The 19,983-nt window shown below is 70.4% G+C and carries 24 protein-coding genes; 12 read left to right on the forward strand and 12 right to left on the reverse strand.

The window, feature by feature from the left end:
• Positions 1–30: 30 nt before the first annotated feature.
• From LRM40_RS18260 to LRM40_RS18270, 3 genes are all read left to right on the forward strand, one after another.
• The gene (locus LRM40_RS18260) at positions 31–927 is read left to right on the forward strand and encodes an SHOCT domain-containing protein (protein WP_231067897.1); all 897 of its coding nucleotides are present in this window, start codon (positions 31–33) and stop codon (positions 925–927) included.
• 80 nt (positions 928–1,007) lie between these two features.
• Positions 1,008–1,394, forward strand: a complete 387-nt coding sequence (locus tag LRM40_RS18265) for an antitoxin Xre/MbcA/ParS toxin-binding domain-containing protein (protein ID WP_151124311.1) — start codon at positions 1,008–1,010, stop codon at positions 1,392–1,394.
• Positions 1,395–1,417: 23 nt separating this feature from the next.
• The gene (locus tag LRM40_RS18270) at positions 1,418–2,122 is read left to right on the forward strand and encodes an RES family NAD+ phosphorylase (RefSeq protein ID WP_151124312.1); all 705 of its coding nucleotides are present in this window, start codon (positions 1,418–1,420) and stop codon (positions 2,120–2,122) included.
• On the opposite strand, the gene LRM40_RS21605 is transcribed toward LRM40_RS18270, so the two are convergent.
• On the reverse strand, positions 2,073–2,345 hold the full coding sequence (locus LRM40_RS21605) for an energy transducer TonB (protein ID WP_151124313.1): 273 nt from the start codon (positions 2,343–2,345) through the stop codon (positions 2,073–2,075). The genes LRM40_RS18270 and LRM40_RS21605 overlap by 50 nt on opposite strands.
• 241 nt (positions 2,346–2,586) lie before the next feature.
• Between LRM40_RS21605 and LRM40_RS18275 the strand changes: the two genes are divergently transcribed.
• Positions 2,587–2,727: a hypothetical protein gene (locus LRM40_RS18275; protein ID WP_022980176.1), complete on the forward strand. Its 141-nt coding sequence runs from the start codon at positions 2,587–2,589 to the stop codon at positions 2,725–2,727.
• A gap of 85 nt (positions 2,728–2,812) precedes the next feature.
• On the opposite strand, the gene LRM40_RS18280 is transcribed toward LRM40_RS18275, so the two are convergent.
• On the reverse strand, positions 2,813–3,793 hold the full coding sequence (locus tag LRM40_RS18280) for a TerC family protein (RefSeq protein WP_151124314.1): 981 nt from the start codon (positions 3,791–3,793) through the stop codon (positions 2,813–2,815).
• A gap of 136 nt (positions 3,794–3,929) precedes the next feature.
• On the opposite strand from LRM40_RS18280, the gene LRM40_RS18285 reads away from it, so the two are divergent.
• A complete protein-coding gene (locus LRM40_RS18285) occupies positions 3,930–4,832 on the forward strand; it encodes a LysR family transcriptional regulator (protein ID WP_151124315.1) in 903 nt (300 codons plus the stop codon).
• Between the two features lie 23 nt (positions 4,833–4,855).
• Here LRM40_RS18285 and LRM40_RS18290 read toward each other — a convergent pair whose 3' ends face one another.
• Positions 4,856–5,290 (reverse strand): tellurite resistance TerB family protein, encoded by a 435-nt coding sequence (locus LRM40_RS18290; RefSeq protein ID WP_151124316.1) that lies wholly within the window; start codon positions 5,288–5,290, stop codon positions 4,856–4,858.
• A gap of 185 nt (positions 5,291–5,475) precedes the next feature.
• Here LRM40_RS18290 and LRM40_RS18295 point away from each other — a divergent pair, with 185 nt between their 5' ends.
• Positions 5,476–5,814 carry an HPF/RaiA family ribosome-associated protein gene (locus tag LRM40_RS18295; protein ID WP_151124317.1) on the forward strand — a complete coding sequence of 113 codons (339 nt, stop codon included), beginning with the start codon at positions 5,476–5,478 and terminating at the stop codon, positions 5,812–5,814.
• Positions 5,815–5,846: 32 nt separating this feature from the next.
• Complete coding sequence (locus tag LRM40_RS18300; protein WP_151124318.1) at positions 5,847–6,548, forward strand: Bax inhibitor-1/YccA family protein; 702 nt, start codon at positions 5,847–5,849, stop codon at positions 6,546–6,548.
• Between the two features lie 66 nt (positions 6,549–6,614).
• Here LRM40_RS18300 and LRM40_RS18305 read toward each other — a convergent pair whose 3' ends face one another.
• Entirely contained in the window at positions 6,615–7,598 is a 984-nt protein-coding gene (locus LRM40_RS18305) for an NAD(P)H-dependent flavin oxidoreductase (protein WP_151124319.1), read from the reverse strand.
• Between the two features lie 84 nt (positions 7,599–7,682).
• Between LRM40_RS18305 and LRM40_RS18310 the strand changes: the two genes are divergently transcribed.
• Positions 7,683–8,306 carry a TetR/AcrR family transcriptional regulator gene (locus LRM40_RS18310; RefSeq protein ID WP_151124320.1) on the forward strand — a complete coding sequence of 208 codons (624 nt, stop codon included), beginning with the start codon at positions 7,683–7,685 and terminating at the stop codon, positions 8,304–8,306.
• A gap of 21 nt (positions 8,307–8,327) precedes the next feature.
• On the opposite strand, the gene LRM40_RS18315 is transcribed toward LRM40_RS18310, so the two are convergent.
• The gene (locus LRM40_RS18315; RefSeq protein WP_151124370.1) at positions 8,328–8,657 is read right to left on the reverse strand and encodes a hypothetical protein; all 330 of its coding nucleotides are present in this window, start codon (positions 8,655–8,657) and stop codon (positions 8,328–8,330) included.
• Positions 8,658–8,893: 236 nt separating this feature from the next.
• Here LRM40_RS18315 and LRM40_RS18320 point away from each other — a divergent pair, with 236 nt between their 5' ends.
• Complete coding sequence (locus LRM40_RS18320; RefSeq protein WP_151124321.1) at positions 8,894–9,100, forward strand: hypothetical protein; 207 nt, start codon at positions 8,894–8,896, stop codon at positions 9,098–9,100.
• Positions 9,101–9,112: 12 nt separating this feature from the next.
• Here the strand turns inward: LRM40_RS18320 and LRM40_RS18325 are convergent, their stop codons facing one another.
• Both LRM40_RS18325 and LRM40_RS18330 read right to left on the reverse strand, forming a co-directional pair.
• A complete protein-coding gene (locus LRM40_RS18325; protein ID WP_151124322.1) occupies positions 9,113–9,880 on the reverse strand; it encodes a 3-hydroxyacyl-CoA dehydrogenase in 768 nt (255 codons plus the stop codon).
• Between the two features lie 74 nt (positions 9,881–9,954).
• On the reverse strand, positions 9,955–10,890 hold the full coding sequence (locus LRM40_RS18330) for an AraC family transcriptional regulator (RefSeq protein ID WP_151124323.1): 936 nt from the start codon (positions 10,888–10,890) through the stop codon (positions 9,955–9,957).
• A gap of 95 nt (positions 10,891–10,985) precedes the next feature.
• Between LRM40_RS18330 and LRM40_RS18335 the strand changes: the two genes are divergently transcribed.
• The 3 genes from LRM40_RS18335 (at position 10,986) to LRM40_RS18345 (ending at position 13,301) form a co-directional block, all read left to right on the forward strand.
• The gene (locus LRM40_RS18335; protein WP_231067898.1) at positions 10,986–11,771 is read left to right on the forward strand and encodes an SDR family oxidoreductase; all 786 of its coding nucleotides are present in this window, start codon (positions 10,986–10,988) and stop codon (positions 11,769–11,771) included.
• An 84-nt stretch (positions 11,772–11,855) separates the two neighbouring features.
• The gene (gstA, locus tag LRM40_RS18340) at positions 11,856–12,461 is read left to right on the forward strand and encodes a glutathione transferase GstA (RefSeq protein WP_151124324.1); all 606 of its coding nucleotides are present in this window, start codon (positions 11,856–11,858) and stop codon (positions 12,459–12,461) included.
• Positions 12,462–12,578: 117 nt separating this feature from the next.
• Positions 12,579–13,301, forward strand: a complete 723-nt coding sequence (locus LRM40_RS18345; protein ID WP_151124325.1) for a hypothetical protein — start codon at positions 12,579–12,581, stop codon at positions 13,299–13,301.
• Positions 13,302–13,328: 27 nt separating this feature from the next.
• Here the strand turns inward: LRM40_RS18345 and LRM40_RS18350 are convergent, their stop codons facing one another.
• The 5 genes from LRM40_RS18350 to LRM40_RS18370 all read right to left on the reverse strand — a co-directional run bounded on the left by LRM40_RS18350 (position 13,329) and on the right by LRM40_RS18370 (position 19,814).
• On the reverse strand, positions 13,329–14,768 hold the full coding sequence (locus LRM40_RS18350; protein ID WP_151124326.1) for a hypothetical protein: 1,440 nt from the start codon (positions 14,766–14,768) through the stop codon (positions 13,329–13,331).
• Positions 14,769–14,796: 28 nt separating this feature from the next.
• A complete protein-coding gene (locus LRM40_RS18355; RefSeq protein WP_151124327.1) occupies positions 14,797–17,046 on the reverse strand; it encodes a TonB-dependent receptor in 2,250 nt (749 codons plus the stop codon).
• Positions 17,043–18,314 carry a methanobactin export MATE transporter MbnM gene (locus LRM40_RS18360; RefSeq protein ID WP_151124328.1) on the reverse strand — a complete coding sequence of 424 codons (1,272 nt, stop codon included), beginning with the start codon at positions 18,312–18,314 and terminating at the stop codon, positions 17,043–17,045. The genes LRM40_RS18355 and LRM40_RS18360 overlap by 4 nt, the downstream gene beginning before the upstream one ends.
• A gap of 7 nt (positions 18,315–18,321) precedes the next feature.
• Positions 18,322–19,251, reverse strand: a complete 930-nt coding sequence (locus tag LRM40_RS18365) for an MbnP family copper-binding protein (protein WP_151124329.1) — start codon at positions 19,249–19,251, stop codon at positions 18,322–18,324.
• A gap of 197 nt (positions 19,252–19,448) precedes the next feature.
• Positions 19,449–19,814 carry a DUF2946 family protein gene (locus LRM40_RS18370; RefSeq protein WP_151124330.1) on the reverse strand — a complete coding sequence of 122 codons (366 nt, stop codon included), beginning with the start codon at positions 19,812–19,814 and terminating at the stop codon, positions 19,449–19,451.
• Positions 19,815–19,983: the final 169 nt, after the last annotated feature.

Raw genomic sequence — 19,983 nt, forward strand, 5'->3', positions numbered from 1 at the left:
CGCCCCGAACCCCCCACAGGAGACCCTTGCATGACCCCGATGCTTCGACCGCTGGCCCTGGCCGCGATCGCCCTTGCCAGCGCCGCGCCGGCCCTGGCCCAGAGCAACCCCGGCATGACCTCGCGCGGTCAACCCGTCCACATCATGAAGGACTCGGCGGCCGACCGCGTGGTGCGCGTGGTCTACCAGCGCGAGCTGAGCTTCGTGCGCATCGAGCTGCGCGAGCCCGGCGCGGCGCTCAACCAGCACCCCTTCCCGGTCAGCGCCGACGCGCTGCGCGCCCTGCTGGCCCGGGTGCAGTTGCCCGGCGAGAAGGAAGCGCTGTGGAACGCCCAGGAACTCGACGAGATCGCCCCGCCGCTGGCCAGCGCCCTGGCCCAGGCCAGCGCCGAGCAGGACGTCAGCTTCGCCACTGCCGGCCAGCACGGCCTGCTCGGGCCGCTGGCCCCCAAACTCACCACCACGGCCCGGATCTTCCGCAGTGACGGCCAGCTGCAGCTGATCGTCGGCCTGGTGCGCCAGGACATCGGCAGCGCCTTCCGCGGCAGCGGCGTGCTGGGGCCCATCGAAGTGGGCAAGCGGGCGGCGCCGGTCGATTCTGGCACGCAGCTGGGTATCGCCCCCGAGTTCGGCCGCCTGCAGCGGGGTGACTGGGTGGTGCTGCGGTTGGATGCCGCCGCCCCCGCTGCCGTGCCGCCGCTGCCGGCCGCCCCGGCGGTGCCCGCCGCACCGGCCGCCGGCTGGGGCGCGCCGCCAGCAGGTGTGTCGGCCGCCGCCCCGGTGCCGCCGGCCCCCCCGGCCGACGCCGATGCCATCGCCCGCAGCGTGGGCGAGCGGCTGAAGGCGCTGCAGAAGCTGCGCGACGCCGGCCTCGTCACAGAGCAGGAGTACCAGGAGAAGCGGCGCGAGATCCTCAAGACGCTGTGAGCCTGCGGGTGGTGGGGTGCAAAATTTGCCTGGCCGGCTCATAATCTTTCACAGGAAACAAGTTTTCTGTTCAAAGCCCCATGAGCCCCGCCACCGCCGCCCTGGCCATCTCTGCGCCCGACGCCGCCACCGTGCTGGCCAAGGCCACCGTTCGGGCCAGCGAACTGCTGGGCCTCAAGGGCGTGACCCTGGCCCGCACCCTGGGCCTGAGCGAGCCCACCGTCTCGCGCCTGCTCAAGGGGCAGAAGGGTCTGGCGCCGGACACCAAGGAAGGCGAGCTGGCCCTGCTGCTGGTGCGGGTGTACCGCTCGCTGGACGCCCTGGTGGGCACCGACGACCAGAAGCGCCGGGCCTGGATGAACTCCTACAACCAGGCCCTGGGCGGCGAGCCGCTGCAGCTCATCCAGAAGGCCGAAGGCCTGGTGGCCACGCTGAACTACCTGGACGCCATGCGCGCGCCGGCCTGAGCCGCGGCCGTGCCGGCCACGCCATGGATTGGCAGCCCGACTGGTTCGAGGGGACCATCCGTCCCCAGGCCACGCTGGCCTGGCGCGGAGTGGAGGCACAGCACGTCGTCTCCACCATGCGCCTGGTGGACAGCGCCGCCGAACAGGATCTGCTGGAGCAGCTGCTCGAAGGCAGCAAGCCCGCCCTGCCGCCGGCCGCCCGGCCGCTGCACTACCTGCTGGCCACGCCCTTTCGATACCGGCCGCCGCACGCCAGCCGCTTTCGCGCGCCGCACAGCCCGGGTCAGTGGTACGGCGCGCAGACGCTGTACGCCGCCTGCGCCGAGGTGGCTTACTGGCGGCACCGCTTCATCCTGGACAGCGCCGGCCTGGCCGGGCGCGAGCTGCTGACCGAGCACACCTTCTTCCAGGGCGCCATCCAGGGTCTGGCCATCGACCTGACCCAGCCGCCCTGGGACCAGGCCCAGGCCCTGTGGACCCACGACAGCGACTACCGTGCGCCCCAGGCGGTGGCCCGCTCGGCCCAGATCCGCGGCGTGCAGTGGCTGGCCTATGCCTCGGTGCGGGCACCGGGCCACCACTGCGCCGTGGTCTTCGACCCGGCCAGTCTGGCCGAGCCGCCCGGCGGCCTGGACGCCACCCAGCAGACCTGGCACTGCAAGGCCACCGCACAGCGGGTCATGTTCGCGCGGGGCGCGGAGCGGTTCGAGTGGGCGTGGACGGGCTGAGGGGGCGGACTTGGCACGTCGTCAAGGTCTCCAGCACCGCCTCATCGATCTGACGGTGGGACGGTCCGCTGGGTGTTGTCACGGCGGCTTCCAGCACATGGCCGTCTTCGTCGATGACCAAATGGAAGGTCGTCTTGCCGGTGGGTTCGACGCGGCACGCGGCGGTGGGCAGGCGCGGGGGGGCAGGACTCAGCGGCGGTTTCCGACCAGGCCAGACGGCCACTGGTCAGCATGACCGTGAGTACGGCGCCATGCCCCGTGATTTGCAAGACGCGCATCTCAGCTCCCTCCCCAGGGCGTGTTTGCGCACAGACTAGCCCGCAGCGGAGCCGGGCACAAGGCACTGCGCCCTGTCCCGTCGGACTTTCCACGCTGTTTGGGGGCTCAGAGCGAGGTGTCGGGCTCGAGCGCGGGCTGGACCGCAGTATCCTTGCGGTCCTTACCTCCAACTCCAAAGGATCGTCATGGCTCTGGCCAAGAAGAAGCGCATCGGCAAGCGGACCGTTTCCGCCAAGCAAGTCCGCAAGGTGGCCAGCGGTCGCAAGCGCCGCAAGTCGGACGGCACCCAGCCCTCCAAGGTGGTGTTCCCCACCCCGGCGGCCTGACGTTTCAGGCCCGCAGATCGCACCCAGGCGGCTTTGCCGGGCGCGATCTGCGTTTTTTTGCGGGCCGTGACGGCCCGCCCCCGCGTCAGCCTGTCACGGCCTGGCGGGTCTTCCACAGCGACACCAGCACGCCGCCGGCGATCAGCCCGAAAGTCACGCTCAGCGAGAGCGTTGCCGGGATCTTGCCGATCAGGCCGACCAGGAAGATCTTGCCGCCGATGAACACCAGCACCAGGGCCAGCGCGTACTTGAGGTACTTGAAGCGGTGGATCATGGCCGCCAGCGCGAAGTACAGCGCCCGCAGGCCCAGGATGGCGAAGATGTTGCTGGTGTAGACGATGAAGGGGTCGGTGGTGATGGCGAAGATGGCCGGCACCGAATCGACCGCGAACACCAGGTCCACGCACTCCACCAGCACCAGGGCCAGCAGCAGCGGCGTGGCAAAGCGCTCGACCCGACCGGTGGCCGCGTCGCGTTCGCGCACCCAGAAGGCGTTGCCGCGCAGGCCGTCGGTCACCCGCATGTGCCGCTTCAGGAACTTCAGCACCGGGTTGTTGGCGATGTCGGGCGTGTGGTCGGCGATGAACCACATCTTCACGCCGGTGATGAGCAGGAAGGCGCCGAACAGGTAGAGCACCCAGCTGAACTGGCTGACCAGCGTGGCACCCAGGCCGATCATCAGGGCCCGCAGCACGATCACCCCCAGGATGCCCCAGAACAGCACGCGGTGCTGGTACTGCCGCGGGATGGCGAAGAAGGTGAAGATCAGCGCGATGACGAAGACGTTGTCCATGGACAGCGACTTCTCGATCATGAAGCCGGTGTAGTAGTCCATGCCACTCTGCGCACCCAGGTACCACCAGACCCAGGCGCCGAACAGCAGCGCCACGCTGATGTAACCGGCCGACAGCAAAAGGCTCTCGCGCACGCCGATCTCGCGGTCGTCCTGGTGCAGCACGCCCAGGTCGAAGGCCAGCAGGGCGATGACGATGGCGATGAAGAGCAGCCAGATCCAGGCCGGCTTGCCCATGAAGTCTGTGGTGAGGAGGGGGAGCAGGAGGTCCATGTGGGGCTCTCGGGAATGGCTGTGGTGGTGGAACCGACGTGGCTCAGTGTGCGCAGAGACGGGGTGCGGACAAATCAGCGTTTTGCGCAACTAAGATTCGGATTTCCCGCACTGAACTTCCGCCAGCGAGGACCGCATGCTGAACTACCGCCATCTGCACTACTTCTGGGTGGTCACCAAGGAGGGCGGCTTTGCCCGGGCCGCCGATCGCCTGGGCATGGCGGTGCAGACCATCAGCGCCCAGGTGCGTGAGCTGGAGAAGGCGCTGGGCCACCAGCTGCTCAAGCCCGCCGGGCGCGGCGTGGCGCTCACCGAGGCGGGCCAGGCCGCCTTCGCCCGGGCCGAGGAGATCTTCCAGATCGGCCAGATCATTCCCGACGAGGTGCGGCAGGCCGCCAGCGGCCCCGTGGTGCGCCTGGCGGTGGGCTTTTCGGACGGCATCTCCAAGCTGGCCGCCCATGCCCTGCTGGCGCCGGTGCTGGCCACCCCGAACCTGCGCCTGGTCTGCCACGACGGCGAGTTCGAGCAGTTGCTGGGCGAGCTGGCGCTGCACCACCTGGATCTGGTGCTGGCGGGCCAGGCGGCGCCGCGCAACCCCAACCTGCGCCTGGCGAGCGAACGCCTGGTGAATGCACCGGTGGACTGGTACGGCCCGGCCCCTCTGGTCGGCAAGGCCCGACGCGACCGCTTCCCCGACTGCCTGAACGAGTTGCCCGTGCTGTTGCCCACCGGCCATTCGGCCCTGCGGGTGACGCTGGACCATTGGTTCGAGGCGCAGGGCCTGCGGCCGCACATCGTCGGCGAGTTCGAGGACAGCGCGCTGCTGGCGGTGTTCGCCGCGCGCGGGTTGGGGGTGTTCCCGGTCAGCCGGCTGGGCGCGGACGACATGGGCCTGCTGCGCGGCCTGCGCCTGCTGGGCAGCAGCGAGGGCGTGCAGGAGGAGATCCACGCCATCGTGTCCCGCCGCGGGCGCCACCATCCGCTGGTGCAGCAGGTGATGGACGCCGCGCAGGCCCGCGCGGGCGGGTCAGGCGGCTGATCCGCTGCCCGCGCCGGTGCGGCTCAGGCCGACTGCCAGGGCGTCGCCGCGCCGGGGCTGGCCAGGGCCGTCCCCGGAATGCGCCACAGCCGGTGCGCGGCCGACAGCACCTGGGCCTCGGCCTCGGCCAGGTGGCGGTCGGCCTGGGCCAGATCGCGGGCCAGCTGCATCACCTTGGTCTGCAGCAGGGGGTCGTCCACCTCGGACAGCAGCGAGGCCAGCGTGGCGTCGTCCACGTGGCACATCAGCGCGCCGCTGCCATAGGCGCTGGCCAGCAGGTCGTCGCACAGGGTGTGCATCACCTGCGCGAAGCGGCCGGGGGCCAGCCCGAGGGCCTCCTCCACCTGCAGGCGCTGCAGGGTCTCGATCTCCGAGCGGCAGACGTGGCCGTCGGAGATCAGCACCAGCGCGAGGAGGCGCGCGCCGGCTTCGGGGCTGTTGCAGGGATAGCTGCGCATGAGCGGGGTCCTTTCTGGTCCATTCCGATGGGTGGGGCGTCGACCATGGGCGACGAGCCGCACTGTGCCCCAGAAGGTCCCGGAGATGTTCCTGTTTTTCCGAAGTAAATGTTCTCAAAACACTGCTTTTTCCGGATCCCGAAAGCGCCGACAGTGTGGCCACCCGTCACTCACTGGAGACCCCGATGCAAGTGCTCTTCAAACCCCGCCATCCGGGCGCGGCCGAACTGCGCGAACTGACCGAGCGGCGCGTGCGCTTCGTGCTGCGTCGCCTGGGCGCGCGCGTGCCCCGCGCCGAGGTGCAGATGTGGGACGAGAACGGCCCCCGCGGTGGCGTCGACAAGCGCTGCCAGGTGGCCTTGCATGCCGAGGGTGCCGGCGCCGTGGTCGTCACGTCCGTGGCGAGCGACTGGCGCGCGGCCCTCAACGATGCGCTGGCGCGCGCCGCGCGCTTCCTGCTGCGCCAGTGGCGCCGCGGCACCGACACCCGTCGCATGCGCCAGCGCCTGCCCGAACCGGCTTGAAACCCGACTGAAACCCCACCGAGGATCCCATCATGAACCCCCTGTCTTCCAACGCTTCGACCGCCCGTTCCGCACCGGCCGTGGCGGTGCCCCTGCGCGGCGTGCGCAGTGCCAGCGCCGACCGCGTGCTGCGCAACACCTACGCCCTGCTGGCCATGACCCTGCTGTTCAGCGCCGCCGTGGCCGCGGCCGGCGTCGTCTGGCAGCTGCCGGCGCCTGGGCTTCTGCTGACGCTGGTCGGCTACCTCGGCCTGCTGTTCGGCATCCACCGGCTGCAGAACAGCGGCTGGGCGCTGCCCATGGTCTTCGCCCTGACCGGCTTCATGGGCTACACGCTGGGCCCCGTGCTGGCCCGCACGCTGTCCCTGCCGGGCGGTGCGCAGGTGGTGACGCTGGCCCTGGCGGCCACGGGCGTCACCTTCCTGGCCCTGTCCGCCTGGGTGCTCACGACCCGGCGCGACTTCAGCTTCATGGGCGGCTTCCTGTTCGCCGGCATGGTCATCGCACTGCTCGCCGGCCTGGGCGCGGTCTTCCTGCAGATGCCGGCCCTGGGCCTGGCGGTGTCGGCCATGGTGGCGCTGCTGTCGGCCGGCATGATCCTGTTCGAGACCAGCCGCATCGTGAACGGCGGCGAGACCAACTATGTGCTGGCCACCGTCAGCCTCTATGTCTCGCTCTTCAATCTGTTCACCAGCCTGCTGAGCCTGTTCGGCCTCGGCGGCAGCGACGAGTGAGGGCCTGAGCCCGGCGAGACACGCCCGCCCCGCGCCGACCGCGTGGGCGGGCTTCTCTTTTGCGGGTCAGGCGCCGAAGCGCGCGGCGCGCCGGGCGATGTTCTCGCGGGCCTCGCGGTACTCGGCCTTGAGCTGGTCCACCAGCTCGGCCACGCTGGGCACGCTGTCGATGGAGCCCACGCCTTGGCCGGCGCCCCAGATGTCGCGCCAGGCCTTGGCCGCGCTGTTGCCGCCCGAGCCGAAATCCATCTTGCTCTTGTCGGCGCTGGGCAGGTTGTCCGGGTCCATGCCGGCGGCGGCGATGCTGGGCTTGAGGTAGTTGCCCGGCACCCCGGTGAAGAGGGACGAATAGACGATGTCCTCGGCGCGGGTGTCCACCAGCATCTGCTTGTAGGCGTCGACCGCATTGGCCTCCTGCGTCGCGATGAAGCGGGTGCCCATGTAGGCGAAGTCGGCACCCAGGGCCTGGGCCGCCAGGATGGACTGGCCGTTGGCGATGGCGCCGGCCAGGGCGATGGGGCCCTTGAAGATGCGGCGGATCTCGGGCAGCAGGGCGAAGGGGCTCAGCGTGCCGGCATGGCCGCCCGCGCCCGCGCAGACCAGGATCAGACCGTCCACACCGGCCTCGATGGCCTTCTCGGCATGGCGGATGGTGGTCACGTCGTGGAAGACCACGCCGCCGTAGCTGTGCGCCGCGGCCACCAGCTCGGCCGACACCTGCAGGCTGGTGATGATGATGGGCACCTGGTGCTTGACGCAGGTCTCCATGTCGCGCATCAGACGGTCGTTGCTGCGGTGGCAGATCTGGTTGACGGCAAAGGGTGCGGCCGGGCGCTCGGGGTGGGCCGCGTCATGGGTGGCCAGCTCGGCCTTGAGCTGGGTCAGCCACTCGTCCAACAGCTCGGCCGGGCGGGCGTTGAGCGCCGGGAAGGAGCCGACGATGCCGGCCTTGCACTCGGCCGCCACCAGGCGCGGGTTCGAGACGATGAACATCGGCGAGGCGATGACGGGCAGGCTGAGCCGGGATTGCACGCTGTCGAGCCAGGACATGGACGGTCTCCTTCGGATGCCACGCTTGCGTGGTTAACACTGTTATTGATGCGATGAGTTTACAGCGTTAAGTAAGATGGCGCCATGCCCCCGTCCTTGTCATCCGAACAGGTCCTGGAAGCCCGCGCGCGCATCCGCGCCGTGGCCGAGCAGCAGTTTGCCGAGCGCGGCATCGAACAGACCTCGATGCGCAGCATCGCCCAGGCCCTGGGCTGGACGGCCACCGCGCTGTACCGCTACTACGACAGCAAGGAGGCCCTGCTGGCCGCCACCCGTGCCGCCGCGCTGGACCGCTTGTCCGCCGCGCTGGAAGCGGCCCAGCAGGGCCCGGGCGATGTGTGGGACCGCTCGCGCGCGGTGGGTCAGGCCTATGTGGACTTCGCCTTCGCCGAGCCGGCCGCCTACGGCCTGATCTTTGCCTACACCCAGCCGCAGGAGGACGCCTACCCCGATCTGGCTGCGGCCAATGCGCGCTCGCGCCGCACCATGGTGGCCTATGTGGAGGACCTGGTGCGGGCCGGTCAGCTGGAGGGCGACCCCGACCTGCTGGGCCATGTGTACTGGGCCGCCATGCACGGCGCGGTGGTGCTGCAGATGTCGGGCAAGCTGGCGGCCGACGGGCCGGGCTTCGACGCCATCCGGCGCGAGGGGGCCCGGCTGATCACCAAAGGGGCCCAGCCGGCCAGCACGCGGGGGCGCCGCTGCTGAAGATGGGCCCCGCCGGATCGGTCACTGGCCGATCTGGTGGCTGATCTTGTTTTCCTGCTGGTTCAGGGTCTTCTTTTCCTGCTTCGTGATGTGGCCGTGGTCCTGGCTGGCCATGTCACGTTCCTCCTGCCGCACCTGCCGGTCCTCCTTGTGCAGCTTGGCGGCCTGGGCATGGGTGAGCTTGCCATCGGCCACTTCTTCGTGGATGCGCTTGTCCTGATGGTTCAGGCGCTGGTTCACCTCGGCGCGGTAGGGGTGGCCCTTCTTCCAGGTGCCGGCCTTGGATGCTCCGGAGGCCGCCGGGGCGGGGGCGGCCGGTTGCGCGAAGGTGGACAAGGTGCAGACACCCATCAGGCTGGCCGCGACGAGGGGGAGCAGAGAACGGTTCATGGTGGACTCGCTGAATGGATCAAGGGTATTGACGCTGTGGGCGTCAGGTCATCGGTGGCCAACCTTGATCATTCAACGGGACCCGATGGCGGCCGTTGACGCTTTTGCCGCCCTTGCCTTGCGCCAAGCTGAGCATCGCACCAGGCCGAACGCGGTCCTGGTTTAGCATGCCAGCCCACATGACATGGGAGATCGGCATGCGTACAGCAATGGCATGGGCGGTGACGGGCGCGCTGGCTTTGAGCGGCTGCGGGGCCGACGTGTCCGGCGCGGCGGCCACCACCGCAGCCATGGAGGCCCAGGCGGCCAGCCAGGCCCAGGCGCAGCAGGTTCAGATCCAGAAGGACCTGAACGCGGCGATGCAAGCCGGGCAGCAGGCCACGGCCTCGGCCGCCGAGCAGTGAGTCAGGCCGGCGTCACTTGGCCGCCATGCGGATCGCGCCGTCCAGGCGGATCACCTCGCCGTTGAGGTAGGTGTTGTCGATGATGTGGGCCACCAGGCGGGCGTACTCGTCGGGCTCGCCCATGCGCGGGGGGAAGGGCACCATCTTGCCCAGCGCGTCCTGCACCTCGGTGGGCATGCCCTTCATCATTGGCGTGCCCATGATGCCCGGGGCGATGGTCATCACGCGGATGCCGTAGCGCGCCAGTTCGCGGGCCACCGGCAGCGTCAGCGCCACCACGCCGCCCTTGGACGCGGCATAGCCCGCCTGTCCGATCTGACCATCGAAGGCCGCCACCGAGGCGGTGTTGACGATCACGCCGCGCTCGCCGTTCGCGTCGGGCTGGCCCTTGGCCATGGCATCGGCCGCCAGGCGCAGCATGTTGAAGGTGCCGATCAGGTTGATCTGCACCGTGCGGGCAAAACTCTCCAGCTTGTGCGGCCCCTCGCGGCCGACCACCTTCTCGGCCGGCGCCACGCCGGCGCAGTTGATCAGGCCGTTGAGCTGGCCGAAGGCCGAGAGCGCCGTGTCCACCGCCGCCTGGGCGCTGGCGGCGTCGGACACATCGGCCTGCACGAAGCGGGTGTTGGCGCCCAGGGCCTCGGCCTGGGCCTGGCCGGCGGCGGCGTTCATGTCCACCAGCACCACGCGGGCGCCCTGGTCCACCAGGCGCTGTGCGGTGGCCACGCCCAGGCCGGAGCCGGCGCCGGTGACGATGAAAACATGGTTGGCGATCTGCATGTCTGTCTCCTTCTTGTGGATGGGCGCGGCCACCGGTGCGGGTGGCCGGTCGCCGCGTACAACGCGGCAGGCTATCACGCGCCGGCGTCGACGGCCGTCGGGTCCCGGGCGTAGCGCCCCGGGGGCAGGCCCACATGGCGGGTGAAAGCCACGCCGAAGGCACTGACCGAGCGGTAGCCCACCTGTTCGGCAACCTCGGCCATCGGCAGCGTCTGCTGCCGCAGCAGCTGCTTGGCCCGGGCCATGCGCCAGCTCTGCAGATAGGCCATGGGCGGCTGGCCCACGGCCCGGCTGAAGCGCTCGAAGAAGGCCGAGCGCGACAGGGCGGCCTCCCGCGCCAGCCGGGCCACCGTCCAGGGGGCCTGCGGTGCCTCGTGCAGACGGCGCAGGGCCCGCGCCAGTGGCGGGTCGGCCAGGGCGCGCACCAGCCCGGGCGCACTGGCCTCGCGCTGGCCTGCGGCGCGCAAGGCCTCGATCAGCAGCACCTCCAGCAACCGGGCCAGCACGATCTCGCGGGCCGGGCGCTCGGCGCGCGACTCCTCGCCCACCAGCTGCATCAGCGTGGCCAGGCGGGGCTCGCCCCGCACATGGATCCACCGCGGCAGCAACGACACCAGCAGGGCCGCGTCGGGTGAGGCGAACACGCAATGCCCGACCAACAGACAGGTGTCCACCGGACGGGACGGGTCGCCCACCCGGGCGCCGCCCGCCATGGCCTGGATCGGGGTGTCGACGGGCTCGTCCCCGCGCGGGGGTGGGCGGTCCAGGCTGGCGGTGGCAAAGCTGTGCGCCGCGGGGATCAGCACGAAGTCCCCGGCCCGCAGGACCAGGGTGTCCCCTCCGGACGGGCTGTCGATGTGCAGCTGGCAGCCCCCCTCCAGCACGGCGAGATAGAAGGGCTGGCCGAGCTCGGTCCGGCGCACCGCCCAGGGGGTGGAGGCCAGGACCCTCTTGGCAAACGGCGCCTGTGGCTGGAGCAGGGCCACGACTTCGGCCAGGGGATCGGTCATTCCGGACGATGGCGACAGAAAAATGGACTTTCAAGTCTAGTCCGTCCGGCGTGGCCTGCCTATCGTCAGGTCCCTCACCTTCACCGGAACTGACCATGACCGTCTCCATGAACCCCGCCACGACAACCCCTTCCACCGTGCTCATCACCGGCTGCTCCTCCGGCTTCGGCCTGGAGACGGCACGCCTCTTCCTGGCCCGCGGCTGGCAGGTGGTCGCCACCCTGCGCCAGCCGCGCGAGGGGCTGTTGCCGGCGTCCGAGCGCCTGCGCCTGCTGCCCCTGGATGTGACCGATCCCGACAGCATCCGGGCCTGTCTGGCCGAGGCCGGCCCGATCGATGCCCTGGTCAACAACGCCGGCATCGGCCTGCTGGCACCCCTGGAGGGCATGACGATGGCCCAGGCCCGCGAGCTTTTCGAGACCAACACCCTGGGCATGCTGGCGATGACGCAGGCGGTGCTGCCGCAGTTCCGGAAGCAGGGCCGGGGCGTGGTGGTGAACGTGAGCTCGAGCGTCACGCTCAAGCCCTTGCCCCTGCTCTCGGTCTACACCGCCAGCAAGGCCGCGGTGAACGCGTTCACCGAGTCGGTGGCGCTGGAACTGGCCCCGTTTGGCGTGCGCATGCACCTGGTGCTGCCGGGCCGTGCACCGGCCACGGCCTTCGGCGACAACGCGCGAGGGCGCATGCCGTCCGAACCGCACCCGGCCTACGCCGCCTTCCAGGCCGAGGTCTTCGCCGGCCTGCGCGACACCCAGACACCCGTGACGGAGGTGGCCGATGTGACCGAGGCCGTGTGGCGCGCCGTGACCGACCCCCGCGCGCCCATGCGGATGCCGGCGGGGGCCGATGCCTTGGCGCTGGCCGGGGCGCCCTTCGCCTGAGCCGGTCCCACCGGCCACGGGCCTGCAGGGAGGCGCGGAAGGGTCTATCCTGCGATGCCTCTGCAACCTCCTGAACGATCTGCCATGAAGCTCTACTACAAGCCCGGTGCCTGCTCGCTCGCCTCCCACATCGCCCTGGAAGAGGCGGGTCTGCCCTATCAGACCGAGGCCGTGGACCTGAAGACCAAGGTGACCGCCAGCGGCCAGGACTACTGGCAGATCAATCCCAAGGGCTATGTGCCGGCCCTGCGGCTGGACAGCGGCGAACTGTTGACCGAAGGCCCGGCCATCCTGCAGTACGTGGCCGACCAGGCGCCCGCCGCGGCCCTGGCGCCTGCCGCCGGCACGGTGGCGCGCTATCAGTTGCAAGCCTGGCTGACCTTCATCGGCACCGAGCTGCACCGCTCCTGCACGGCCTTCTTCCATCCGCAGGCCGGGGACGACTGGAAGGCCATCGCCCGCGCCACCCTGGAGCGCCGCCTGTCCTACGTGGACGGAGAGCTGCAGGGGCGCGCCTACCTGACCGGGGACGGCTTCACCGTGGCCGATGCCTATCTGTTCACCGTGCTGAGCTGGATGAAGCCGATCGGCATGGACCTCTCCGGCTGGCCGCGGATCGTGGCCTTCCAGGCCCGGGTGGCGGCCCGCCCGGCCGTGCAGGCGGCGTTGAAGGCCGAGGGCCTCGCCTGAGCCGGGGCCGCCGAGCCAGCGGGAGGTGATTTCGCGGGGTGATGACTTGGATGGGGCTCAAGGCCCGATGCCGGATGCCGAAGTCATTCGACGTGATCACTCCAAGAAGTACCCACCATGACACTGTCGCACCACCTGTTTGTTGTCGCCGGCCTGCTGCTGGCCCAGGTCGCCTGGGCCGCCGAGGCCGATGAACGCTGGGTCGAGATCGCCAGCACGGACAAGGCCCAATGGCTGGGCAAGAAGGGCAGCGGCGATGTTGCCAATCTCGGCAAGCAGAAGGGCAATGCCTACAGCTACGTCTACCAGGTCTTGAACAAGAAGGACAAGACCTACGAGTACAAGCAACTGTTCGTCGAGCTCTCGTCCTGCAGAAGGGGCTACGGCTACGTCTACTACAACAGCATGGAAGGCGAGTTCCTCGGCAAGGACGGATTCGTGAGGTTCGGCACGACGGTGGCCGACGCGCTGGGGTCCATGGCCTGCACCTCCTGGGATCAGAAAACCGGCAAGGCCTCCCGGGCGGACCAGGGTGACACCTGGGAGGTCGTGGCCAGTGCCGTCGAGACCGGCAACAAGTACGCGCTCAAGACCGACACGGTGCGCACGACGGTCTACAACAAGAAGCCGTCCGTCGCGGTGCTCTACAGCTACGAGGACGTGAAGAACAACACCGTGTCCTACGGCGAGTACGTGTTCCCGCTGGCGGATTGCAAGCGGGGCTTCGGCGTGGCCTACAGCCTGAACTTCGACGGCGAACAGCTCTACAAGACCGACCTGGCGCTGGATGGAGACTCTGTGCTGTCGGCCACCATCAGCGCACTGTGTGCCAAGGTCTGACCAGGTTCATGGCCGGGTCGGCGGCCTTCAGCGCCGCGTGATCAGCTGCGACACCGGGTAGCCGCCCATGCTGCCCACGCTGCCGTAGGCCGCCACCGTGGTGCCGGTCATGCAGATGGCCCCCATCATGCCCAGTGCGGTGCAGTCGGCGTAGGCCGTCTGCTGCAGCTGGGCGGCGCTGAGTGCGGCGGTGGGGTCGTCCGGGTTCACGAAGATCAGCGCGTAGGCGTTGCCCGTGCCGCCCGAAGCCGGGTTGGCGGCGCTCGGGTAGCCCGCATAGAGCGCATCGCTGGCCGGGCCGGGCTTCCAGCCGGCGTTGCCATGGGCCACCACGAAGGTATCGGTCGTGGCCAGCGCGAAGCTGCCCACCAGCAGGCCGGTGCCGGTGCTGTCGCTCAGCGCAGCGAGCTGGTGACTGAGGCCGACCGTGCGCATCGGGTTGTCGGTCATCGACTCGCTCAGGCTGCCGCTCAGACCGGACACGCTGCGGGTGGTCGAATCCAGCGTGAAGCGGCCGGTGAAGATGCTGTTGTTGGGCTGGGTCTGCGGCTCGTACACGGTCAGCACGACGTTGTAGTCGCCCAGGATGTGCGCGGCGCCGGAGACCGCGCCCTGGCCCTGGGCGTTGTCGGCGCGGACGGTGAAGGCATGGCCTGCGCAGCTGCCGCCACAAGCCACCGTGGCCGGCAGGCTGGCGACCGTGACCGTGATGCCGCTGGGCACCGAGGCGATGGTGTAGCCGGTGATGGGGCTGCCACCATCGTCCACGCTACCTGCCGAGACCAGCACGCTCTGCGCCGTGCTGCCCAGGGTGACGCTGACGCCGGTGGGCTGGCCGGGCACCGTCAGCGCGTCCGCCGACACCACCGCCACCGGCCAGGTGACGGCTGCGGCCGCGGCGTAACGGTCGTCGCCGGCCTGGTCGGCGGCCAGCACGCAGTCGCCCACCGCCAGGCCTTGCACCAGGCCATCGCCGGCCCCCACGCTGCAGACCGCGGGCGTGAGGCTGCGGTAGGCCACCGCCAGGCCCGAGCTGGCCGAGGCCGCCACCCTGGCGCTGCGCCCCACCCGCAAGCTGCTGGCCGAGCTGCTGGGGTCGAAGCTCAGCGTCTGGGCCAGTGGCGAGCTCACCTGCACGCTCAGGGTCTGGGTGACCTGCGGAGCGGAGCGGTGGCTGGCATCACCGGCCTGATCGGCCGCCACCACACAGTCACCGAGGGCCAGGGCCGTCACCAGCCCGTCTGTGCTGACGCTGCAAACCGTGCTGCTGAGGCTGCTGAAGCTCACCACCAGACCTGAGCTGGCCGTGGCGCCGACCTGGGCCGTGCCGCCCAGGGTGAGGGTGGGCGCGGGGTTGAAGGTGATGGCCTGGCTCTGGGCCAGATCGGCGCCGGACAGGCCGCCGCCGCAGGCGGTCAGGCCCGCGGCCAGCAGCGTGGCCAAAAAGAGGCGGGGGATGCGGAACATGGTGTGTCCTTGTGCGAAGGGGCGTCGTTCAGAAGGCCACGCGGGCGCCGACCAGCCAGGAACGGGCCTTGCCCGGCACGGCCACGCACCAGGGGATGCCGGTGATGGCCATGGACGAGCCCTGGCCCAGGTAGGCGCCGCCGGTGGGCTGGCTGTAGCGGCGGTCGAGCAGGTTGTCCACGCCCAGGTCCAGCCGCGCGCTGTCGTCCAGCTGCCAGCTGGCGCGCCAGTTCAGCAGGGCATAGGCGGGGGTGCGGATCTCGTTGCGCACGGCCGAGACATCGGTCTTGGCCCGCACCACCTGCCACTCCAGCGTCTGCTGCCAGCCGCCCAGGGCGTGGCTCAGGCCCAGGCGCAGGTTCAGCGGCATCTGGTTGTAGAGCCCGTCGTGCGTCTGCAGGTTGCGGCCGTGCACCCAGTTCAGCACGCCGTTCAGGCCCCAGCGGCCCCCGGCGCCGTCGTCCCACAGCCGTGCCTGGCCGGACAGGTCCAGGCCCTGCAGTTGCGCACGCTGGTTGGCGTACTGCAGCAGCACGAAGCCGTCGGTGGCGCTCAGGTTGTCGCTGCCGCACTGGCCGAAGCCGCAGCGCTGGGCGTCAATGTAGTGCTCGATGCGGGTGAGGTAGGCGTTGGCGCGCAGCGACCAGGCGGGGTCGGCCGGCACGCTGTCGGTGGCGTTGGCCGCCTGCCACTGGCCGCTCAGGCTCAGGGTGTGGGCCACCTCGGGCTTCAGGTCGGGCTGGCCGATGTAGCCGTTGCCGTCGCCCACGAAGTTGTTCATCAGCGCGGCCATGCCCTGGGTGGACCAGGCGTAGCGCTGGTACAGATTGGGCGCGCGCGACTTGCGCGCGTAGCCGAACTCATAGAGCGTCTGGACATCGGGCCGGTAGCGGGCCAGGGCGGTGAGGTCGGCGTTCAGGTCGCTGCGGTCGCGGTCGGCGGCGTTGAAGGCGGCGGCGTCCGCGCCCCACAGTGAGGACAGCGCGTCGTTGTAGCCCTGCACCGCACCGGCAGCGGTGTGCACCCGGCTCAGGCGCAGGCCGATCTGGTGGCTCCACTGTGGGCTCCAGCGCTGCTCCTGCTCGGCGTAGACGTCCACCTTGTCGCGCTGGCCCAGGTTCAGGTTCCAGAAGGTGTTGGGGCCCATGGTGCCGCCCACCGGCGGCCACCAGTCGTTCAGGCGGTAGCGCTGGTACTCCGCGCCCAGGCGAATGAGTTCGTCCGGCGTCGTCATCAGGCTGGCCTGCACTGAGGCGCCCAGCGTGCGGCCGGCCGTGTCCATGGGCATGCCGGTGCCGTAGTGGTCGCGGTCGGGGCCCATGTCCATGCGGTGGTCGGTGCGCTGGCTGTAGGCCTGGGCCTGCAGCTCGCCCCAGTCGTACTGGCCGCGGTAGCGGGCGTTGATCTGGATGCTGCGGTTGGACGTCATGTCCATGCGCTGGTTGGGGTAGCCCTCGAAGGGGATGTCCTGGTAGGCCGCGCTCAGCTGCAGCAGATGGTTGTCCTGCCGCAGCGCCAGGCTCAGCGCCTGGTTGTGCGCCCGGTAGGCCGAGGAGCCCACCTCGTCGGCCGGCAGGGTGCTGCCGGCGCCGGTGTTGCTGGCCGGGTCTTTGAAGGCCCATGCGGCCCGGACGTTGTCCGAGCGCGTGCTGGCGCCGCTGTAGCGCAGGCTCAGCGCGTCGGTGGCCAGGGTGAGGTTGGTGTCGGCGCTCCAGGCCTGGCCATTGCTGCGGTAGGCGCCGCCCAGCTCGCCCTTGTGCACCCAAGTGCCGGGCTGGGCCGCGAACAGCGGCGCCGCCGATTCCACCTGCACCGTGCCGCCCAGGCTGTCGCCGCCCACGCTGACCGGCGTGATGCCGGCGTAGACCTTCACCTGCCCCACCGCCGAGGCGTCGATGTAGGACAGCGGCGAGTTCATGTGGTTGGGGCAGGCGGCCATCAGGTCCATGCCGTCCACCTGCACCCGCAGGCGGTCGTCGGCCAGGCCGTGCACCGCCGGCAGGGCCGAGACCCCGCCTGCGCCGTTCAGGCTCACGCCGGGTTGGCCGTCCAGCAGGGCGGCGGCGTCGCTGCTGCCCAGCTTGCGCCGGGCCAGGGTGGCGGCGTCCACCGCCTGGGCCTGGGGCAGATCGTCCTTCTCGCCCAGCGGAGCCGGGGCGGTGATGGTGACCGTCTGCACCGGGGGCCGCGGTGCCTCCGGCGCGGTCTGCGCCCTCAATGGGCCGTGGGCCAGGGCGCAGGCGGTGGCCAGGGCCAGGGGGTGGGGGCGCAGGGTCATGACTTCTTGGGCGCGGCGGGGAAGGGGGCGCTGTAGCGGGGGTCGCGGATGAACTGGTGGTCCGTCAGCGTCTTCAGGAAGGCGATCAGGTCGGCGCGGTCCTGGGCGCTGAAGTGGCGCGGGCGCAGCAGCGGGCTCTTGAGCGGGCTGTCCTTGCCGGCGCCCCGGCCGCCAGCGGCGTACAGGTCGATCACCTCGCCCAGCGTGGCCACCGAGCCGTCGTGCATGTAGGGCGCGGTCAGTTCGATGTTGCGCAAGGTGGGCGCCCGGTACATGCCCATGTCGCTGGCCTTGCCGGTGATCTCGATCACGCCGGGGCTCTCGGCCGGGTAGGCGCCCTGGCCGTCCAGGTTGTAGAGCCCCTTGTTGTGGAAGGAGACATCGGGTTTGACCGTGGCCACGCTCAGGAACTGCCCGCCGAAGTTGGGCTCCTGGTGGCACTTGATGCAATCGGCCGACTTGAACAGCGCGTAGCCGCGGGCTTCCGAGGCCGTGTAGCGGGCCCGGCCCTGGCGCACCTGGTCGTACTTGCTGTTCGTCGTGATCAACGCACGCTCGAAGGAGGACACCGCCTTGACGATGTGGTCCCAGGTCGGCCGGCCAGCCGGGTCCTGCGGGAAGGCGGCGGCAAAGCGCGGTGCATAGGCCGGGTCGTCGGCCAGGCGCTGCAGTATCTGCTTGACGTTGCGGTCGTTGACACCCATCTCCACCGGCGTCTCGCCGAAGATGGGGTTGGTCATCTGCCGCTCCAGCGTGATCAGCGCCGGGTTGGCCCAGGTGTAGGTGGCGTTCCAGCCCACATTGCCCAGGGCCATGGGGCTGCGCGGGTGCAGCTGCCCGGTGGAGCCCAGGCCATGGGCGCGGCCATCGGTGAAGGCCAGCTTCTGCAGGTGGCAGGTGGTGCAGGCCTGCGTGCCGTTGCCCGACAGGCGCGTGTCGTAGAACAGGTAGCGGCCCAGGGCCACCTTGGCCTGGGTCATGGGGTTGTCGGCCGGCACGCGCGGCGGCGGCAGGTAGTCGGGCAGGTCCCAGGTCCAATCGCTGGCGGCTTGCACCGCGGAGGCGGACGGGGAGGGCAAAGAAGGCGAGGCGGGGGCGGCCGGGGCCGAGGCGGTGGCGGTGGCGGTGGCGGTGGCGGTGGCGGCGGTGGAGGTGGCGGGTGCCACCTCCGACGTGGCAGCGGGCTGCCGCTGGCAGCCCGTCACCACGCCCGCCACGACCGCCAGGACCAGCAGCCACACTGGCCGCAGGCAGGACAGAGCGGTCATGTCGGCCTCACCGGCTCATGGCCTTGAAGACCGTCTGGGTCTGGCCCGCGACGGCGGTGCCCGTGCCGGTGCCGTCCGGGTTGAAGTTCAGGGCCAGGGCGGCGAAGTCGCTCACGCAGCCAGCGTCCGTCGGGCTGGACATGCAGCTGTTGGTCACGCTGAAGTTCTGCTGGGCGAACAGGCTTTGCACGTCCAGAGCGATCTGCTGCCGGGCCGGGTCGAAGTCGGCGAAGCTCAGCGTCAGGCGGTTGGGCGCGGTGCAGCCGGTGATGGGCACGCCGTTGGCGGGGTCGCCCACGCAGCCGGTGGAGCCCAGGTGCAGCAGCGTGACCGGGTTGCCGGCCTCGGTGCTCTGCAGCTCGATCTTGGTGAACTTGCGGCCGCCGCGCCAGTTCCAGGACATGCTGGGGTTGACGTCCGAGCGCAGCACGGCCGGGGTGGCGGCATCGGTGGAGCTCAGATGGTTCAGGCCCATCGGCACGCCCAGCGTCATCGTCACGCCCACATAGCGGCCGGCGGGCACCGTGCCCTGTATGGCCGTGTTGAGCGTGCCGGTGGTGCAGGCGCCGGTGCCGGCCTGGGACAGGGTGATCAGGCTGACGCTGCCGTTGGCGTCGGCGTAGTTGTTGTCGTCCGTGGTCGCCAGCGTCAGCGGCACGGTGCTGCCGTCGGCCTTGATCAGCTGGACATCCGAGACATAGAAGCGCAGGTCCTGGATCTGGGCGCTCTTGCTCGTGCTGCCCAGGCCAGTGATGGTGCTGCCGCAGCTCACCGGGGTGGTTCCGGCCACGGCCTCGAACTGCAGCGTCACGCTGCCAGCGCTGTCGGTGGCCCAGCCGGTCGCATCGTCGCCGCCGCCGCAGGCACTCAGCAGGGCGGCCAGCGCCAGACCGGCGCTCAGGGTGGACAGTACCAGGGGACGAACTTGGAATGCCATGGATGCTCCTCGTGTGGTGATGGCATGGGTGTGGGTGGGCCGGCGCTGTGGGCGCGCAGGCCGGTGCCGCGCCGTGGGTCAGGGGGTGACGCAGGCGCAGGCACGCCGGCCGGAGCCGGCGGGTGTCTCAGTGCAAGAAAGAAGGAAGGCCGGGGCCGAACAGCCGTGCCCAGGGGCAGGCTGCCGGGCGCGGGCCCTCAGGCGAGGGCGGGTGGCCCGCGGGCGGGCAGGGGGCCCGTCGGGGTGCTGGGGACCGGATGCTGTGCAGGGGGCAGCAGCAGCCGGGTGCTCGGTGCCTCTTCATCCACCCCCAGCCAGGCCAGCACGGGCGGGGCCATCATCGGCAGGCACAGGGGGCAGTCGATGGCGTGGCGGTGGACCGCCGCGGCGTCGGGCTCGTCGGCCGGGTCGGCGGCGACCCAGCGCGGCGAGCCGCTGGCGCTGCAGACCAGCGTCAGGTCCACCGGCTTGAACAGCGGCGAGAGCGTGCCCACGCCGACGAACGCGACGTACCACGCCAGCAGGAGGCGCGCGAAACGTTGCAGGGTCAGCCGGTGAGCCATGGGGCGCTGATTATGGAGAAATGTGAAGCGCCGAACGGCGATCCCCAAGCGCCCGACACGGACTTGCGAACGATCAAGCGCAGGGCGCCAAGGCATTGGCGACGCGCGCCAATTGTTTGCGACGGGCGGACGCTGGTGGTTGCGACTGGCCTATTTGTGCGCCACATAG

This window comes from Ideonella dechloratans (genome assembly GCF_021049305.1).
In the GTDB taxonomy this organism is placed as follows: domain Bacteria; phylum Pseudomonadota; class Gammaproteobacteria; order Burkholderiales; family Burkholderiaceae_C; genus Ideonella; species Ideonella dechloratans.

Coding starts and splice junctions, on each gene's coding strand:
- LRM40_RS18260 (WP_231067897.1), top strand. CDS start 31: ATGACCCCGATGCTTCGACCGCTGGCCCTGGCCGCGATCGCCCTTGCC.
- LRM40_RS18265 (WP_151124311.1), top strand. CDS start 1,008: ATGAGCCCCGCCACCGCCGCCCTGGCCATCTCTGCGCCCGACGCCGCC.
- LRM40_RS18270 (WP_151124312.1), top strand. CDS start 1,418: ATGGATTGGCAGCCCGACTGGTTCGAGGGGACCATCCGTCCCCAGGCC.
- LRM40_RS18275 (WP_022980176.1), top strand. CDS start 2,587: ATGGCTCTGGCCAAGAAGAAGCGCATCGGCAAGCGGACCGTTTCCGCC.
- LRM40_RS18280 (WP_151124314.1), bottom strand. CDS start 3,793: ATGGACCTCCTGCTCCCCCTCCTCACCACAGACTTCATGGGCAAGCCG.
- LRM40_RS18285 (WP_151124315.1), top strand. CDS start 3,930: ATGCTGAACTACCGCCATCTGCACTACTTCTGGGTGGTCACCAAGGAG.
- LRM40_RS18290 (WP_151124316.1), bottom strand. CDS start 5,290: ATGCGCAGCTATCCCTGCAACAGCCCCGAAGCCGGCGCGCGCCTCCTC.
- LRM40_RS18295 (WP_151124317.1), top strand. CDS start 5,476: ATGCAAGTGCTCTTCAAACCCCGCCATCCGGGCGCGGCCGAACTGCGC.
- LRM40_RS18300 (WP_151124318.1), top strand. CDS start 5,847: ATGAACCCCCTGTCTTCCAACGCTTCGACCGCCCGTTCCGCACCGGCC.
- LRM40_RS18305 (WP_151124319.1), bottom strand. CDS start 7,598: ATGTCCTGGCTCGACAGCGTGCAATCCCGGCTCAGCCTGCCCGTCATC.
- LRM40_RS18310 (WP_151124320.1), top strand. CDS start 7,683: ATGCCCCCGTCCTTGTCATCCGAACAGGTCCTGGAAGCCCGCGCGCGC.
- LRM40_RS18315 (WP_151124370.1), bottom strand. CDS start 8,657: ATGGGTGTCTGCACCTTGTCCACCTTCGCGCAACCGGCCGCCCCCGCC.
- LRM40_RS18320 (WP_151124321.1), top strand. CDS start 8,894: ATGCGTACAGCAATGGCATGGGCGGTGACGGGCGCGCTGGCTTTGAGC.
- LRM40_RS18325 (WP_151124322.1), bottom strand. CDS start 9,880: ATGCAGATCGCCAACCATGTTTTCATCGTCACCGGCGCCGGCTCCGGC.
- LRM40_RS18330 (WP_151124323.1), bottom strand. CDS start 10,890: ATGACCGATCCCCTGGCCGAAGTCGTGGCCCTGCTCCAGCCACAGGCG.
- LRM40_RS18335 (WP_231067898.1), top strand. CDS start 10,986: ATGACCGTCTCCATGAACCCCGCCACGACAACCCCTTCCACCGTGCTC.
- gstA (WP_151124324.1), top strand. CDS start 11,856: ATGAAGCTCTACTACAAGCCCGGTGCCTGCTCGCTCGCCTCCCACATC.
- LRM40_RS18345 (WP_151124325.1), top strand. CDS start 12,579: ATGACACTGTCGCACCACCTGTTTGTTGTCGCCGGCCTGCTGCTGGCC.
- LRM40_RS18350 (WP_151124326.1), bottom strand. CDS start 14,768: ATGTTCCGCATCCCCCGCCTCTTTTTGGCCACGCTGCTGGCCGCGGGC.
- LRM40_RS18355 (WP_151124327.1), bottom strand. CDS start 17,046: ATGACCCTGCGCCCCCACCCCCTGGCCCTGGCCACCGCCTGCGCCCTG.
- LRM40_RS18360 (WP_151124328.1), bottom strand. CDS start 18,314: ATGACCGCTCTGTCCTGCCTGCGGCCAGTGTGGCTGCTGGTCCTGGCG.
- LRM40_RS18365 (WP_151124329.1), bottom strand. CDS start 19,251: ATGGCATTCCAAGTTCGTCCCCTGGTACTGTCCACCCTGAGCGCCGGT.
- LRM40_RS18370 (WP_151124330.1), bottom strand. CDS start 19,814: ATGGCTCACCGGCTGACCCTGCAACGTTTCGCGCGCCTCCTGCTGGCG.